General features: G+C 32.0%; 17 protein-coding genes and 1 tRNA gene. 9 read left to right on the top strand and 9 right to left on the bottom strand.

The features are described from left to right. Positions 1-16 precede the first annotated feature (16 nt). Entirely contained in the window at positions 17-1,504 is a 1,488-nt protein-coding gene (locus tag AC0608_RS04055) for a GH3 auxin-responsive promoter family protein (RefSeq protein WP_478288205.1), read from the bottom strand. 36 nt (positions 1,505-1,540) lie between these two features. Beyond that, a complete protein-coding gene (locus AC0608_RS04050) occupies positions 1,541-2,050 on the bottom strand; it encodes a peptidase (RefSeq protein ID WP_478288204.1) in 510 nt (169 codons plus the stop codon). A gap of 213 nt (positions 2,051-2,263) precedes the next feature. Between AC0608_RS04050 and tatA the strand changes: the two genes are divergently transcribed. After that, on the top strand, positions 2,264-2,440 hold the full coding sequence (tatA, locus tag AC0608_RS04045; RefSeq protein ID WP_417959031.1) for a twin-arginine translocase TatA/TatE family subunit: 177 nt from the start codon (positions 2,264-2,266) through the stop codon (positions 2,438-2,440). A gap of 37 nt (positions 2,441-2,477) precedes the next feature. On the opposite strand, the gene AC0608_RS04040 is transcribed toward tatA, so the two are convergent. Beyond that, positions 2,478-4,601: a Tex family protein gene (locus AC0608_RS04040; RefSeq protein ID WP_478288203.1), complete on the bottom strand. Its 2,124-nt coding sequence runs from the start codon at positions 4,599-4,601 to the stop codon at positions 2,478-2,480. A gap of 64 nt (positions 4,602-4,665) precedes the next feature. Here AC0608_RS04040 and AC0608_RS04035 point away from each other — a divergent pair, with 64 nt between their 5' ends. Beyond that, complete coding sequence (locus tag AC0608_RS04035; RefSeq protein WP_478288202.1) at positions 4,666-4,935, top strand: DUF1294 domain-containing protein; 270 nt, start codon at positions 4,666-4,668, stop codon at positions 4,933-4,935. A 588-nt stretch (positions 4,936-5,523) separates the two neighbouring features. Here AC0608_RS04035 and AC0608_RS04030 read toward each other — a convergent pair. The 3 genes from AC0608_RS04030 to AC0608_RS04020 form a co-directional block, all read right to left on the bottom strand. Further along, entirely contained in the window at positions 5,524-5,682 is a 159-nt protein-coding gene (locus tag AC0608_RS04030) for a hypothetical protein (protein WP_478288201.1), read from the bottom strand. Between the two features lie 354 nt (positions 5,683-6,036). After that, the gene (rpiB, locus tag AC0608_RS04025; protein ID WP_478288200.1) at positions 6,037-6,465 is read right to left on the bottom strand and encodes a ribose 5-phosphate isomerase B; all 429 of its coding nucleotides are present in this window, start codon (positions 6,463-6,465) and stop codon (positions 6,037-6,039) included. A gap of 742 nt (positions 6,466-7,207) precedes the next feature. Next, entirely contained in the window at positions 7,208-7,441 is a 234-nt protein-coding gene (locus tag AC0608_RS04020) for a DUF2007 domain-containing protein (RefSeq protein WP_417959026.1), read from the bottom strand. A gap of 119 nt (positions 7,442-7,560) precedes the next feature. Between AC0608_RS04020 and rnr the strand changes: the two genes are divergently transcribed. Genes rnr through AC0608_RS04005 form a run of 3 tightly spaced genes read left to right on the top strand, consistent with a single transcriptional unit; the run spans position 7,561 to position 11,144 of the window. After that, complete coding sequence (rnr, locus tag AC0608_RS04015) at positions 7,561-9,753, top strand: ribonuclease R (protein WP_478288199.1); 2,193 nt, start codon at positions 7,561-7,563, stop codon at positions 9,751-9,753. Between the two features lie 6 nt (positions 9,754-9,759). Further along, complete coding sequence (locus AC0608_RS04010; protein WP_478288198.1) at positions 9,760-10,428, top strand: head GIN domain-containing protein; 669 nt, start codon at positions 9,760-9,762, stop codon at positions 10,426-10,428. 41 nt (positions 10,429-10,469) lie between these two features. Next, positions 10,470-11,144: a LysE family translocator gene (locus tag AC0608_RS04005; protein ID WP_417959023.1), complete on the top strand. Its 675-nt coding sequence runs from the start codon at positions 10,470-10,472 to the stop codon at positions 11,142-11,144. Between the two features lie 211 nt (positions 11,145-11,355). Here the strand turns inward: AC0608_RS04005 and AC0608_RS04000 are convergent. Together AC0608_RS04000 and folB are read right to left on the bottom strand one after the other, a co-directional pair. Beyond that, positions 11,356-11,426 (bottom strand) — tRNA-Cys (locus AC0608_RS04000). A 104-nt stretch (positions 11,427-11,530) separates the two neighbouring features. Next, entirely contained in the window at positions 11,531-11,890 is a 360-nt protein-coding gene (gene folB, locus AC0608_RS03995; RefSeq protein ID WP_478288197.1) for a dihydroneopterin aldolase, read from the bottom strand. Positions 11,891-12,018: 128 nt separating this feature from the next. Between folB and AC0608_RS03990 the strand changes: the two genes are divergently transcribed. The 4 genes from AC0608_RS03990 to AC0608_RS03975 all read left to right on the top strand — a co-directional run bounded on the left by AC0608_RS03990 (position 12,019) and on the right by AC0608_RS03975 (position 15,421). Beyond that, positions 12,019-14,121 (top strand): glutamine--tRNA ligase/YqeY domain fusion protein, encoded by a 2,103-nt coding sequence (locus AC0608_RS03990; protein WP_478288196.1) that lies wholly within the window; start codon positions 12,019-12,021, stop codon positions 14,119-14,121. A gap of 304 nt (positions 14,122-14,425) precedes the next feature. Then, the gene (locus tag AC0608_RS03985; protein WP_417959020.1) at positions 14,426-14,755 is read left to right on the top strand and encodes a YtxH domain-containing protein; all 330 of its coding nucleotides are present in this window, start codon (positions 14,426-14,428) and stop codon (positions 14,753-14,755) included. A 39-nt stretch (positions 14,756-14,794) separates the two neighbouring features. After that, positions 14,795-15,145, top strand: a complete 351-nt coding sequence (locus AC0608_RS03980; protein ID WP_417959019.1) for a competence protein — start codon at positions 14,795-14,797, stop codon at positions 15,143-15,145. A 3-nt stretch (positions 15,146-15,148) separates the two neighbouring features. Further along, a complete protein-coding gene (locus AC0608_RS03975) occupies positions 15,149-15,421 on the top strand; it encodes a DUF6327 family protein (protein WP_478288195.1) in 273 nt (90 codons plus the stop codon). Between the two features lie 29 nt (positions 15,422-15,450). Here AC0608_RS03975 and AC0608_RS03970 read toward each other — a convergent pair whose 3' ends face one another. Next, a complete protein-coding gene (locus tag AC0608_RS03970; RefSeq protein WP_478288194.1) occupies positions 15,451-16,437 on the bottom strand; it encodes an SPFH domain-containing protein in 987 nt (328 codons plus the stop codon). Positions 16,438-16,710: the final 273 nt, after the last annotated feature.

Here is a 16,710-nt window from a genome sequence, read left to right as displayed (position 1 = left end):
TTCAAAGGTAGGGTATTTATTTACTTCTTAATAAATCTACTATGTTTCTGTCATTAGAGAGCCTTGGAATTTTATTTTGACCACCCAGCTTGCCGATGGATTTCATATACTCCTGAAAACCATTTTTGGCTACTTTGGTGACTACCACTTTTTGGAGCACTTTGCCCACAATTAGATCATCATAATACATATTCTGTTTTCGCATCGCATTGTCGAGTGCTTCCGCAAAAGATAGGCTATCTTCGGGTTCGTTCTCAAATTCTATATACCATTCATGATACGGCAACCCTTTAGATGGATTAATTTGTGGCGCCACTGTAAATTCATTAATTCGAATTGTAGTCCCTACAATAGCTTCCTGCAACGCACTTTCTACCTCTTTGCCAATCACATGTTCCCCAAAAGCCGAAATATAATGTTTGATTCTTCCCGAAACAATTATTCGGTATGGTTTTAAACTGGTAAATTGTACCGTATCCCCAATATTATACCCCCAAAGTCCCGCATTAGTGGAAATAATTAAAACATAATTCACGCCTAGTTCCACTTCTCCAATTGTATACCGTTTAGGGTTTTCGGTGTGAAATTCATCGCTTTTTATAAATTCATAAAAAATTCCGGAGTTCAACAACAATAACATCCCTTTCTCTTTTTGGGAATCCTGGTACGCAAAAAATCCTTCGGAAGCTGGAAATAATTCAATACTATCAACTTTTCTACCTATCAAATTTTCAAATTTAGCGCGATAGGGCTCGTAATTGACACCGCCGTAAATAAACAAATTGAAATTTTTAAAGATGTCCCCAACTGGCTTTCCTCCTTTTTGATGCAATTTTTCAAAATACATTTGTACCCAAGATGGAATCCCGGAAATTACTGCCATATTTTCGTTGAATGTCTCTTCAACAATGGCATTCACTTTGGTTTCCCAATCTTCAATACAATTGGTTTTCCAGGAAGGCATTCTATTTTTTTGAAGGTATTTTGGAACAAAATGGGCTACAATACCTGACAATCTTCCTAGTTTAACTCCGTTTTTTTCTTCTAAGATTGGACTCCCTTGTAAAAAAATCATTTTGCCGTCAACAAAATCTGCGTTTCCAGTTTCATGAATATAATGTAGAATTGCATTTCGGGCTGCCTCAATATGAAAAGGCATGGATTCCTTGGTCAACGGAATGTATTTAGCCCCAGAAGTAGTCCCGGAAGTCTTAGCAAAATAAAGAGGTTTTCCTTTCCAAAGAACATTTTCTACACCTTGTACAGCTTGATCAACATAAGGTTTCAGTGCTTCATAATCCCGAATAGGAACTTGTTTTGCAAAATCCTTTACCGTTTTTATTTGGTCAAAATGATGATCAATCCCAAATTGCGTTTTCTTCGCTTCTTTGATTAATTTTTGCAAAACCTTCTTTTGAGTTTCGATTGGATTATTGGCCCAAAGTTGTGTTTTCTTGTATATTTTTTGTGCAAATAATTTTGCAGCAATTGCTTTTATTGACATTTTAATTTTTGTTCTTATAAAATTGAAAGATGCTTTTTATTCTGTTTTTCTACTCCTTCCTAGCCGAGGTTGGGACGTAATTTTTTCTTCTTTCGCTACTTGTTCTCTCAATTCCAATTCCTGCTTTGATGCAGATAATTCAGTTTTAGAAGGTACGTCATCTGCTGCCGAAAGTATCGAATCTTTATTGAATTTTGTATATTCTAACTCGCCTGTCAATACTTTTTGAATCGACTGGATATATACTTCGTTTTTCTTTAAGGCTCGGGATAAAGAATCTGATTTCAAAGCCAGTTCCATGGCATCCTTCTTCAATTTTGAGGAAGAGTAACCGGGTATAAATTCTCGTAAAGGAGTAAAAGCAATAATTAAAGTTGTAACAAATATAATAATTATTGCTCCTAAAGTCGCTACCACAAAAACATTCATTAAGGTAAGCTTCAATGAAAAAGTTTCTTCAAATGTGTCTTCGTTTAGAATTATTAAACGGAGTTTATTGAATAGTTTTTCCTTTATTTTACGCCGTTTTAGCCTTTTTTTAGACATGTATTTTTATTATTTAACAAATATAAACAATTATTGTCATTGATTGTATTCGGTTATTACAGGCAACTATTCTAAACCATAATATATTTTTAATAAATTTTTAACGCTTTTGAAACCAAATAAATGCAACAAAATGAGTTAGTGTTAACTTATTCTATATACCTTTGCTCTTAGGTTTATTACAAATTTGCTTCGGCAATAAATTATTCTATCATGGGAAGATTAGGTGTTACAGAAATCCTTGTTATATTGGCCATTGTTTTATTACTTTTTGGAGGTAAAAAAATCCCAGAATTAATGAAAGGTTTAGGAAGCGGAATAAAAGAATTCAAAAACGCAGCCAAAGACCCACAACCAGCTGATAAAAAAGAAGAAGAAGAAACAAAATAAAAAAAATGCTTTTCAATCGAAAAGCATTTTTTTTGTTCTAAATAATCATACTCAACTGAATTCTCTTTCTGTCCTCATCGACTTCCGTTACTTTTACCTCAACGTGTTGATGCAATTTCACCACTTCATTCACATCACTTACAAAACCTGCTTTGAGTTGTGAGATATGAACCAAACCGCTTTCTTTGACTCCAACATCTACAAAACAACCAAAATTGGTAATGTTATTAACTATTCCAGGCAAAATCATTCCTGTTTTTAAGTCCTTAATCGTTTTTACATTGGGGTCAAATTCAAATACTTTGGCTGATTTTCTGGGGTCTAATCCCGGTTTTTCGAGTTCTTTGATGATATCTTTCAAACCCAATACCCCAATCTCAGGCGTAATGTAATTTTCTGTTTTTATTAAAGCGGTTTTTTCTTTATTAGCAATCAAATCATGCACTGTTAATTTCAAATCTTTTGCCATTTTCTCCACAATTGCATACGCTTCCGGATGCACTGCTGAATTATCCAATGGGTTTTTTGCATTCGAAATTCGGATAAAAGCAACACCCTGTTGATACGCTTTTTCGCCCAAACGCGGTACTTTTTTCAATTGTTTTCGATCTGTAAAAGGGCCATTTTCTGAACGGTAGTGTACAATATTTTCAGCTAGCTTCTCTCCTATTCCACTCACATAACTCAACAAATGCTTGCTTGCCGTATTGATATTTATTCCAACCGAATTCACACAACGAATCACCGTATTATCTAATTCTTCTTTTAATTTATTTTGATCTACGTCATGTTGGTATTGCCCTACGCCAATGGCTTTTGGGTCAATTTTTACCAACTCTGCCAAAGGATCTGAGAGTCTTCGTCCGATTGAAATCGAACCACGAACTGTCACATCATAATTCGGAAATTCTTCTCGAGCGATTTTTGAAGCGGAATACACCGATGCTCCAGCCTCAGAAACGATAAAAACCTGAACTGGTTTATCAAAAGCTATTTTCTTGATGAAGAATTCAGTTTCTCTTGAAGCCGTTCCGTTTCCTATTGAAATCGCATCAATTTTATACGAATTTACTATCGAACGGATTTTTTTCATTGCCATTCCCTCCTCTTTTTGAGGCGCATGCGGATAAATAGTTTCGTTATACAACAAATCCCCTTTTTCGTCCAAGCAAACAATTTTACAACCACTTCTAAATCCGGGATCAATTGCTAGAATTCGTTTTTCACCCAAAGGCGGAGCCAGTAATAATTGACTCAAATTATTCGCGAAAACCTGAATAGAATTGGCATCAGCCTTAGCTTTCGCTTCTTGCAATGCTTCATTTGAAATTGCCGGATTCAGCAATCTTTTGTAACTATCCGCTATAGCTAATTGTATGTGAGGTGTTGTGTTATTTTGACTTTTTAGGATTAATGCATCAATACTATCATAGGCTTCATCCGTATCAACTTCTACTTTACACTTGATAAAACCTTCGTTTTCGGCACGAAGCATGGCTAATAATCGGTGTGAAGGCGCTTTAGCTAATTGTTCTGACCAATCGAAATACTGACTGAATTTCTGACCTGCTTCATCATCTTTTTTAGCTTTTACTACTTTGGTGGTAATGGTGGCTTTGCGTTCGTACAATCTTCGGAGTTGCTTACGAACATAAATATTTTCATTAATCCACTCGGCAATAATGTCTCTTGCTCCTTGCAGCGCAGCTTCTTCATTAATGATATTTTCATTCAAATATTGGGTGGATATAAAATCGACATCGTCATTATTTTGCGCCATAATGATTTTTGCTAACGGTTCCAATCCGTTTTCACGGGCAACATCAGCTTTGGTTTTTTTCTTCTTTTTAAAAGGCAGGTAAAAATCTTCTAATTCTTTCAAATCAAAACTTTGCTGGATTTTTTTTTCTACTTCTGTACTAAGCGCATTTTGTTCCTGAATCGATTTTAAAATCGCTTCTTTACGTTTTACGATAACTTCGTATTCTTTTTGGAGCTTTGCAATTTGCTCAATAAAAACCTCGTCTAGATTTCCTGTGGTATCTTTTCGATACCGCGAAATGAATGGAATCGTACAATCCTCTTGTAATAATTGAACGGTATTTTGAATGTTTATCGCTGCTGTAGCAACGGACTTCGAGATAAATTGTATGTTGGTCATTTTAAATGTCGGATTATAAAATCATGTTGCTAAAATACTACCTTTGAGTCAAAACTCCTTATTCATGTCTTTTTTATTCTGGTATTTTCCGCTGATTAATGTAGTTGCTTTTTCAATAACAGTACTAGATAAATGGCTCGCTATACAACAAAAATGGCGGGTTTCAGAATGTAATTTATTGTTTACGAGTGTAATTGGCGGAACAATTGGTGCTGGATTAGCGATGCTTTTTTTCCGACATAAAATTTCAAAAATATCTTTTTTATGGAAGTTTTTTTTAATTGTTGTACTGCAGTTTTTTACAGCGTATTTCTATGTTATAAAATCTAAATAATTACTCTTGTTGATTGCTTCAAAAGTAGCATCTGGTTAGGCTTTGGCGAAAGTAGCAGGAATTTTAACTTTTTTGGTTTCACTCCACTTAAACTCAAATCCAGCCAGTTCTTCTCCCTTTTCTTCAAGCCAATCTAGTTCTTGCCAATCTTAAGTACGCCAGAAATAATTATCCTTTATTTTTAGATAATTTTGTTATTTAACGCATTCTGCTGCCAAGTAATTTTCCTATAAATCGCCTACATCTGTTCTGGAATTCAATCGATTAAAAATAATGATAATGCCGTTTCTAATGCCATATCTATAAAATACCAACGGCTGAATTTAACAATATCGTTTCTAAGATTGCGACTAAATTATTCTACTTGATAGGCTATCAAACGCAGCAAGTCATAAATTTTATCGGTTTGTTTAATTCCTTCAAATATTAAAATATTGTTCAGTAAATACTAATTGATAATTTCATATAAATACTTTATTTTATTCTCCCAATCAGGATATTGAATTAGCTCTGGATAACCGCCAAACAATACTCTTTCCTCTAATTTACTGTAGTGATTTTGTGATTTTCTTGCATTGAAAACTCCATTTATGCCAATGGAAAAATATACAAAGTGTTTTTTCGTCCTACTAATGTTTCGAAAAGAGTATTGTTTAAATCAAAAATGGAAGATTTAGTGGCAATGATTTTGATTCGTTTAATAGAACCCATAATTAATTTTAGAATCAAACCAATGTTTGGAATCATTTGGGCCTTGTCTATAACCAGCAAATCAATATTGAGTATAACTGCTTGTAATTTGCTACAGAACTTTATTTGAGTAAATTAGCATCATTCAGATCTTCTCGTTCAGTTGCCAATAGCTTCCCGTAGGAATAGTTTCAAGGTACTTTTTAATTGGTTTCGTTTTTTCAACTTGACGAGAACCAGTAAAATCAATACTTTATTAGGAAGTACTTTTTTATAAAAATCTTGAAATAGTGTTCTTTTTAAATATTTTTCTATTGTATTTGGTTTAGAAATCTAAAGCAAATACAATAAAAAAATAGTAACTCAGTCAATGCGTTAACTAAATTTATATAAATCCAGTCAATAAAAATTTTAATAAGAAATTTTATCGACTCTATTTTGGTGTCTTCCACCTTCGAATTCGGTGTTCAAGAACACCTCAACCATTTCTACTGCTTGTGGAATTGAAGTGTAACGAGCGGGAATACTAATAATATTTGCATCATTGTGTTGGCGAGCCAAAACCGCAATTTCTTTCATCCAACATAAAGCCGCACGTACTTTAGACTGCTTATTAACGGTCATAGAAATACCGTTACCACTACCGCAAATAACAATTCCAAAATCAGCTATTCCTTCTGAAACATCCATAGCAACGGGACGCCCAAAATCAGGGTAATCCACACTGTCTAGTGAATCTGTTCCGTAATTAATTACTTCATGTCCTTTTGCTTTAAGCATTTCAACAATTGCCTTTTTATAATCTGGGCCTGCATGATCGTTTCCTATTGAGATTTTCATAGTATATGTATAAGTTGTGTGGTGCAAATTTAATAAAGTAATCTATTTTGATTCATTTAAATCTCTATTCTTTATTAGATTATTTGTTTTTAAATAAACCTTTAAAATTAAATGTATATAATGGTTTATAACAACCACATTATTATTTAATTAGTAGTAGCGATCTATTTTTATTAAATCTATAAATACCTGTAAATCAATAGGTAATATTTAGACTAAATGTTAAAAATTTACATTGTTAATAGCAAAATGCAATTGCTTGATATTCAGTTAACTTTAAATTAACAGTGAGTGTTCATAACTTTAGATAGATTCTGAGAAGTATTTTTGTGTTATAAATAAAAAATAAGTAATCCAAAACCCAACTTTTATATCCTAGTTTATTTACTTGAATTTTTAGAATAGTTATTAATATTAAAAAGTAGGTTATCAACAAAAAAAGGTAAACCAAGTTATTTACAAAATCAATAGCTTTTAGGTTATCAACCATTGTTAATTAAAATATAAAAAGGGTTTAAAACGAATACATTAAACTATAATAACTATGTTGATAAGTACCAATAAATTCTTTTTTCTTGATTATAATACAAATTAAAATAAATTTATTGCCACTATTAACAAGCTATAATAACAACCAAAAAATAATTTAAATTTAATTTTTCTTTTTGTTTATATTAATATATGTTGACAACTTTCAAAAAAATAAGATTTTCAAAAATTAGATTTTAATCGGATTATTCATTTAAACAATTGTCAAATTATTATTTAAGTTATCTAATAATTGTTGAACTGTAACAAAATCATTGAAGTGAATTTTAAGTTTGATTCCACCGTATGCAAAACTGCCAAACGGATCGATTGAGACTAATGTTTCGTTTTCAAAAAAATAATTTATGTTCTCTTGCTCTAATAAATGCTTTAAAACTATAATTTCATGAGAATAATTAAAAATAGCAATTGTTTCAAATTCTTCCATTTTAGATTCTTTTTATAAAGATACAACTATTCTTTAAAGTTATATTTTCTTTAAAACTAGGTAGGGAGTACTGAAAACAGTTTAGTATTTTGTAATTTTAGACTTTTAAGAACAGATTTATGAGTAAAAGATTAAGAAAGCCGATAAAAAAAGAGAAAGACTTCTCTGATAAAATACTAAAAATATTATCGCAAAGTGCTAATAAAGCATTCAATTATAAACAAATAGGAGCAAAGCTGGAGTTGGACGACACCGAAAGCAGAAATCAAATTATCAAAGATTTGAAGATTTTAGCTTCGCAAAATAAAATTATAGAATCAGAACCAGGTAAATACCTGGTGAAAGCGGTAAGTAAGGATTATTACGAAGGTAAAATAGATATGACCGGACGTAAAACGGCTTATTTTGTGTGTCCGGAAATGGAAGAAGATGTATTTATTCCAACCAATAATCTGAACCACGCTTTAGATAAAGATATTGTAAAAGTGTATGTTTACAACCGTAGAAAAGGAAAAAGACCTGAAGGTGAAGTCATTGAAGTTGTTGAAAGAAATAAAACTGACTTTGTTGGGGTAATTGACATTCAGGCTAATTTTGCTTTTGTTTCTACGGCAAACCCAAAAATGTATACTGATATTTTTATTCCAAAGGATAAAATAGGTGAAGCCGAGCAAGGTGATGTGGTTTTGGTTCATATAGAAGATTGGCCCGCTAAGGCAGATAGTCCTTTTGGTTCCGTAATAAAAGTATTAGGAAAACCAGGAGAACACGATACAGAGATTCACGCGATTCTAGCGGAATACGGTTTACCATCAGAGTTTCCTATAGAAGTAGAAACCTTTGCTCAAAAAATTGATACCTCGATAGAAGAAAGTGAAATTGCCAAACGCCGTGATATGCGCGATACGCTGACTTTTACCATTGATCCAAAGGATGCGAAGGATTTTGATGATGCCTTATCTTTTAAAAAATTAGAAAATGGAAATTTTGAAATTGGTATTCACATTGCCGATGTTTCCCATTATTTGCAAGAAGGAACAATTCTAGATGATGAAGCGTATCAAAGAGCAACTTCGGTTTATTTAGTAGATAGAGTAGTGCCAATGTTACCTGAAGTACTATCAAATTTTGCATGTTCTTTGCGCCCAAATGAAGAAAAATATACCTTTTCAGCAATATTCGAAATTACTGAAAAGTCACAGGTAGTGAATCAATGGTTTGGTAGAACTGTAATTTATTCGGATCAACGATTTTCTTATGAGGAAGCACAGTACATCATAGAAACGAAAGACGATGTGATTCCGGAAGAAATTTCTATAACTGGAAGTTCCTATCAAGTATCGGAAGCAATCGTTGCTGCGACACTAAAAATGGATGAATTAGCTAAAATATTTAGAAAAAGAAGAATGGCTGATGGTGCGATTTCTTTTGATAAAGTAGAAGTAAAATTCAATTTAGATGAAGCTGGTGAACCAAAAGGCGTGTATTTTAAAGTTTCTAAGGATGCCAATCATTTAATTGAAGAATTTATGCTTTTGGCTAATAAAAAAGTTGCTGAGTATATTGGTAAACAGACAAAAACTTTTATCTACAGGATTCATGATGAACCTAATGAAGACAAATTAATTGCTATGCAAACGGTAATTGCTAAGTTTGGCTATAAAATCGATTTTAGAAATAAAGGCGATATTTCAAAATCTCTGAATGCATTAATGGAAGAAGTGAATGGTAAAAAAGAGCAAAATTTAATTGATACTCTTGCGATTAGAAGCATGAGTAAAGCTAAATATTCTACGGATAATATTGGCCATTATGGTTTAGCTTTCGATTATTATTCGCATTTTACCTCACCAATTCGTCGCTATCCTGATGTGATGGTACACCGATTGTTGCAGCATTATCTTGATGGTGGTAAATCGGTAGATGAAGAAACCTATGAAACAAAATGTTTACATTCGTCCACTATGGAAGGTTTAGCCACTAATGCAGAACGTGATTCTATCAAATACATGCAGGTAAAATACATGCAAGATCATCAGGATCAGGAATTTTTGGGCGTAATTTCAGGTGTAACGGAGTGGGGGATTTATGTAGAAATCATAGAGAATAAATGTGAGGGTATGTGTAGAATACGAGATATTAAAGATGATTATTACACATTTGATGAGAAACAATATGCACTAACAGGCGCAACTTCTGGTAAATTATTGCAATTAGGAGACGAAATTTACGTTAAAGTTAAAAATGCCGATTTAGTTAAAAAACAATTGGATTTTAATTTTTTAAGAAGAATTGAAGAACCATCAAAATAAAATGAAATGAAAAAAGTACTTTTTTTTGCATGTGTGTTGGTATGCCAAATAACATTTGCACAAGTGTCAAGAAATTTAGGAGATTTTAATGAATTGAAAGTATTTGATAAAATCAATGTAAAACTAATTGCTGCCTCAGAAAATAAAATAGTTATATCCGGAGCTCGAGCTGACGAAGTTGAAACAGTAAATAAAAATGGGGAATTAAAAATCAGAATGCCATTTCCACAACTCCTATCAGGTGACGACATTTCTGTAAAATTATATTTTAAAGCGCTTGAAAGTATTGCTGTCAGTGAAGGAAGTTATGTTTCAAGTGAAACTATTGTAAAGCAAACAATTTTAGATTTGAATGCTAAATCAGGAGGAGAAATAAAGTTAGAAATAGCAGTTGATAAAGTAAATGTAAAAGCAAACGCAGGGGGAATAATTGATTTGTCAGGCAAAGCTGTTAACCAAAATGTAGGGATCACTTCAGGTGGAATTCTAAAAGCAATGGATTTACACACATCTCAAACCACAATAAGCGTTGCTGCAGGAGGAAAATCAGAAATCTATGCTACTACATTAGTGGATGCAAAAGTAAAAGCTGGGGGCTCTATTTTTATCTACGGCAAACCAAAACAAATTAACAAGGAAGTTTTCATTGGTGGTACTATTTTAGAAAAAAATTAGTACTTTAGTTTAGATACTATAGAAATAAATTTAAATTATTAATGATAAACGATATTTTATCCGGTATTCCTTGGGGAATTTTTTTGAGTTTTATGATTGGACCTGTCTTTTTTATTTTATTGGAAACAAGTATTATAAAAGGATTTAGAGCCGCTTTAGTGTTTGATTTAGGCGTTATTTTAGGAGATATTATTTTTATAGGTATAGCTTATTTAGGAAGTTATAGATTAATTCAAAGTTTAAAAGATCAACCTGCACTTTTTATTTTTGGAGGAGTATTAATGGTAGTTTATGGCATAATTTCTTTCATTCAATTAAAAAAAGAAGAAAAAATTAACACCGATATTATCGACAGAGAAATAGTCAAAAAAAATTATTTAAGCCTTTTTATAAAAGGATTTTTATTAAATATTATCAATATTGGTGTCCTTGGTTTTTGGTTGGCAATCATTATTTCTGTAGGACCTAAATTAGATATGCAAACACCAAGAATGGTCACGTTCTTCATTACTGTAATTAGTACTTATTTATTTATTGATTGTATTAAAATACTATTGGCAAAGCAATTAAAAACAAAATTAACACCAGTAAATATTCTCAAAATAAAAAAAGGAATCAGTATTGTAATGATGGTATTTGGTATAGTACTAATCACCCAAGGCTGGTTCCCGGAAGAAAAAGAATTAGTTAAAAAAGCATTTGAAAAAATTGATTAAATAAAAAGGAAGCACTCTTTTTTAAAGTAATAAAGCCTTACTTATAGGCATCATAAGTAAGGCTTTATTATTTTATAATTTTCCAAAAAACACCTATTATTTTAAGTCTTCTCTTGAAGCCTTTGGACTTGCTTGTCTAAAGATATAATTACATAATTTTTCTTTAAAGCTTAGACAAAAAAAAACCTCCAAATTGCTTTGAAGGTTTTTGAGGCATCGTCCGGATTCGAACCGGAGTAGGAGCTTTTGCAGAGCCCAGCCTAGCCACTCGGCCACGACGCCATTATTGAATGGACGGCAAAAGTACTTAAAAAGTTTAGAGTTTAAAAATTTAAAGTTTAAAAGTTTAAAAAAATATTTAAAAAATAGTTATTTTTTTTTTAAAACTAACTTCTGTATTCTTCCATTTCAATAGTAACTGCTTCAACATCACCGCCAATAGGAGGATTTAGTTTAGAAACAGCTACAATAATTCTGGAAATTTCAGGAATTTCTTCAAAAATCCGAGTGATGATTCGGTGCGCCACATGTTCTAGTAAATCGGAACGTATGGCCATTTCTTCCACTACAATTTGATTTAAAAGTACATAATCCACCGTATCTTTCAAATCATCTGTACTACAGGATTTTCTAAGATCAGTCTTAACTTCTAAATTTACGGTATAATCAGACCCAATTTTTCCTTCTTCGATTAAACAACCGTGGTAGGAGTAGATTCTGATATTTTTTAGTTTTATAATTCCCATGTATCTTTTTGTTTATTATTTAAAATTTAAGATTAGCGGCACTTTCTTCTAACTTTTAATAGGTTTCTAGTGAACTTTAAACCTTAAACCTCAAACTTTTTTTATCTTTGCTAAAATAAAACAAAAAAATGTCAACTGAAGAAAAATCACTCCATTTTATAGAACAAATCATTGAAGACAGTTTATCAAACGGTTTTCCTCAAGATCAATTACGTTTCCGATTTCCACCAGAGCCTAATGGGTATTTGCATATAGGTCATGCTAAATCGATTTGTTTGAATTTTGGTTTAGGGTTAAAGTACAATGCGCCTGTTAACTTGCGTTTTGACGATACAAATCCTGCTAAAGAAGAGCAAGAATATGTAGATGCTATTAAGGAAGATTTGCAATGGTTGGGTTTTAATTGGACAGAAGAATTGTATTCTTCTGATTATTTTCAGCAGTTATATGAATGGGCCGTTGCCATGATTAAAAATGGAAAAGCATACATAGACAGTCAATCCTCCGAAGACATGGCGATTCAAAAAGGAACGCCAACGCAACCTGGAGTTGATGGACCTTTCAGAAACCGTTCTATTGATGAAAACCTTACGTTATTTGAAGGTATGAAAAACGGCGATTTTGAGGAAGGAAGTCATGTTTTACGGGCCAAAATTGATATGACCTCGACTAATATGTTGATGCGGGATCCCTTAATGTATCGTGTTTTACACCGGCATCATCATAGAACTGGAAACGATTGGAAAATTTATCCCATGTATGATTATGCACACGGGGAAAGTGATTACATAGAACAAATTTCACATTCTATCTGTACGTTAGAATTTGTAATGCACCGTGAATTGTATAATTGGTTTTTGGACCAAATTTATGATGACTCAAAAGTAAGACCACATCAATATGAATTTGCTCGTTTGAACTTGAATTACACGGTAATGAGCAAGCGAAAACTATTGCAACTGGTTCAGGAAAATATAGTAAATGGCTGGGATGATCCTAGAATGCCAACTATTTCAGGATTGAGAAGAAGAGGTTATACAGCAAATTCTATTCGTAAATTTTGTGATATTATTGGTGTTGCCAAAAGAGAAAATATAATTGATTTTTCACTTTTAGAATTTTGCTTGCGCGAAGATTTGAATAAAACAGCTCCAAGAGTTATGGCGGTTTTAGATCCAATAAAATTGGTGATCATTAATTATCCTGAAGATAAAGAAGAATGGTTGGAAGCCGAAAACAATCAGGAAGATGAAAGTGCAGGATTTAGAAAAGTTCCTTTTTCAAAAGAATTATACATCGAAAGAGAAGACTTTCTGGAAGATGCTCCAGCGAAGTTTTTTCGATTGAGTTTAGGCAGAGAAGTACGCCTTAAAAATGCCTATATCATTAAAGGAGAAAGTATTATAAAAGATGCTGCTGGAACTATTACAGAGATTCATGTGAGGTATGATGAAGACAGCAGAAGCGGTAGTGGGAGTGAAGCGAGTCAAAGGAAAGTAGCTGGAACGTTGCACTGGGTTTCTATACTACATGCTTTAGAAGTGGAGGTTCGTCTCTACGATCGCTTGTTTATCGATGAAGCACCTGACAGTCATAAAGAGAAAAATTTCTTGGAATTTATGAATCCTAGTTCGTTACAAATTGTGAAAGGATTTGTAGAACCAAGTTTGGTAACAGTTCAATCTGGAGATAAATTTCAGTTTCAACGGTTGGGTTATTTCAATGTGGATAAAGAAACTACCGAAGGTAAAATTGTCTTTAATAAAACCGTTGGATTAAAAGATGCTTGGGAAGAAAAAGGGAAAAAAGAAGAAAACTTATTGATGAATACCCAAAAAGAAATCAATAAATATGTAAAAGAAAAAGAGGAAACCAATGCCATTTTGATTCTAAATAGTATTGTTGCAACTATTAAGAGTATCGATAATTACAGTTTAATTATTCAGACGATTATAAAAAACTGTAAGAATGACAATAACGCGTTGTTGTTTTCTAATTTAATTTTACATCATTCCGACAAGGTAACAGTAAAGGATATTGAAGAAGAGTCTTTGATAAAATTATACACGATGTCTTTGAAAAGTCAGATGACTGCCGTTAGAATTCTGGCGCTTGAAAATTTACAAAACGACTTGGATAATTTTAGTGCTTTCCAAGAACAACTTTCAGAAATGAAAAATAATGAAAAAAACGAAAAAGTGTTGCAATTATTAAATGATCTTAAAGTTTAAGAACTACTTTTTAAAATAGATTTTAGCAATCAAAAGCACTCTTTTTAGAGTGCTTTTCTTATTATAGTAATTTCTTATAAAAATACTTTTTTTAATATTTTTATCCAATCAAAAACGACTTCCATACGTTGATTTTAAGATTGTTTTTTAGAATATATGACACACAACATAAAATTGAAATAAACACGGCACAGCGCGTTTTTATTTGCTTTTTGTCTTGTATAATTACACTTTAACGAGTTGTTAACGGGATTTTATTAATAATTTTGTAACTTTATAAAACTAACTTTTAAAATTTACAATTATGTCGAATAATGCAGGAAATACATTGGTGGCTGTCTTAACCGGAGTAGTTATTGGGGCTGGAGTAGGAATTTTATTTGCGCCTGATAAAGGATCTAAAACCAGAGAAAAATTAAAAGATGGTTTTGATGGTGCCAAACATGATTTACAAAATAAATTGGAAAGTGTCTCTTTACAACTAAGTGATCAATTAACAACAGCTAAATTTGATTTAGAAGGAACTTATCAAGAGTTGGTTTCAAACATGAGTCACAAGACCGAAGAGGTAATTTCTTTTTTAGAAGAAAAATTAGCAGAGTTAAAAAGACAAAACGCCAAACTTCAAAAATAATCTCGATTTATCGAATTAATAAATCTTAAATCTAAATACATGGCTTTTGAAGAATTAAAAGAAAATACGGAAGATATACAGGACCAAATACAAGCCTATATCCAAAGCAATGTGTCTTATTATAAATTATGGGGTTTCAAAGTAGCAATGAAGTCTACTACTATGATTCTTAAGTTCTCATTGATTTTTTTGTGTTTAAGTATGGTTTTGTTATTTTGTTCAATTGCAGGAGCTATGGCTATTGGTAAATATTTAGATAATTATCCAATGGGGTTTTTAACAATAGGGGGAATTTACCTTGTGGTAACAAGTCTTTTGTTTTTAATAAAAGATAAAATTATTGAGGGACCGATACTAGAGAAATTTTCTGAAATATTTTTTAACGATTAAATTATGGAAACAAAAAAATATTCTTCTTACGCTCAAATCGATAGAGAACTTGAAATTTTAAAAATTGAAAAAGAAATTAGTTATCAAAAACTAATTTTTGGAGTAAATAAAACAAAAGAAAGTTTTTCACCTCAAAATATTGTAAGTGATTTGGTAGGATCGTTTAGCACTGCTATTCCTTATGGAGCAATAGTTTCAACAGCGGTTCCTTTTATATTGAATAAAGCAGTTCCTTTTATTAAAAATTGGATATCAAAAAGAAAAAGAGGCTTGTAAAAGCCTCTTTTTTTATGGATTTAAAAAAATTATTCTTCTGTTTCCGGAGCTTCTGGTTTTTCAGGTAATTGATAATCCGTTTTATCTTCTTTTTTAGCACTCCCTTTTCCATTTTTCTTTCGCATCATTTCACCCACTTGGTTTGAAGCGCTGAAAGAAGCGATCATATTATTAAGCATGTCACTTCCGGCTTGTGGTGAATTAGGCAACAAAATTAAGTTAGAATTCGCATCAGCACCAATAGCTTGCAGTGTATCATAATGTTGTGTGACCACAATCAATGCAGAAGCTTCCTGGGAATTTATTCCAACTCTATTTAAAACATCTACACTTTCTACTAAACCTTTGGCAATTTCTCTTCTTTGGTTAGCAATACCTAGACCTTGTAATCGTTTGCTTTCAGCCTCAGCTTCGGCTTTGGCTACAATTCTTATTCTGGAGGCTTCCGCTTCAAATTCGGCCACTGTTTTTTCTCTATCAGCCGCATTAATTCTGTTCATAGCATTTTTTACTTGAATATCTGGATCAATATCCGTTACCAAAGTATTGATAATGGTATATCCATACGTAGTCATAGCCTCATTTAATTCCCCTTTTACTGCAATGGCAATGTCGTCTTTTCTTTCAAAAACATCATCCAATTTTAATTTTGGAACTTCAGCACGAACCACATCAAAAACATAGGAAGTAATTTGATCGTGGGGATATTCCAGTTTATAGAAAGCATCGTAAACGGTTTCTTGAATTACCATAAATTGAACTGAAACTTTAAGTTTAACAAAAACGTTGTCTTTCGTTTTTGTTTCAATGATAACGTCTAATTGTTGAATTTTAAGATTCACACGTCCTGCGATTCTATCTATTAAAGGAATTTTTAAATGCAAACCAGATTGTCTGATGCTTAAAAATTTTCCAAATCGTTCTACAACAACAGCAGTTTGTTGTTTTACTGTAAAAAATGAAGATAATAAAATGAAAAACCCAAAGACTAATAGGATGATTAAAGCAATGTTCATAATATTTTTATTTAGTTAAAAATTATCTCACAATTTACAAAAAAACTTTAGGTTTGTCTTTGTAATTTCCAATTATATGAGAAAGATAGTACTTTGTTCAGTTTTTACTGTTGTTTAAACAACAACTTTCTCCCAGTATAAACAATTGGATTCTAACAGGATGGGTATCATTTTTGGAGTCAATCAATTCACTTTAAAAACAAATAACTTTGAGACTAAACAAGGACTGTGTTGGAATACAGGATTTACTATGAGAAAAAATTTCTATACTAA

It is taken from the genome of Flavobacterium sp. GNP008, from assembly GCF_056428965.1.
The sequence above is the reverse complement of the archived record's forward strand: the minus strand, read 5'-3'. Positions and strand labels throughout refer to the sequence as shown.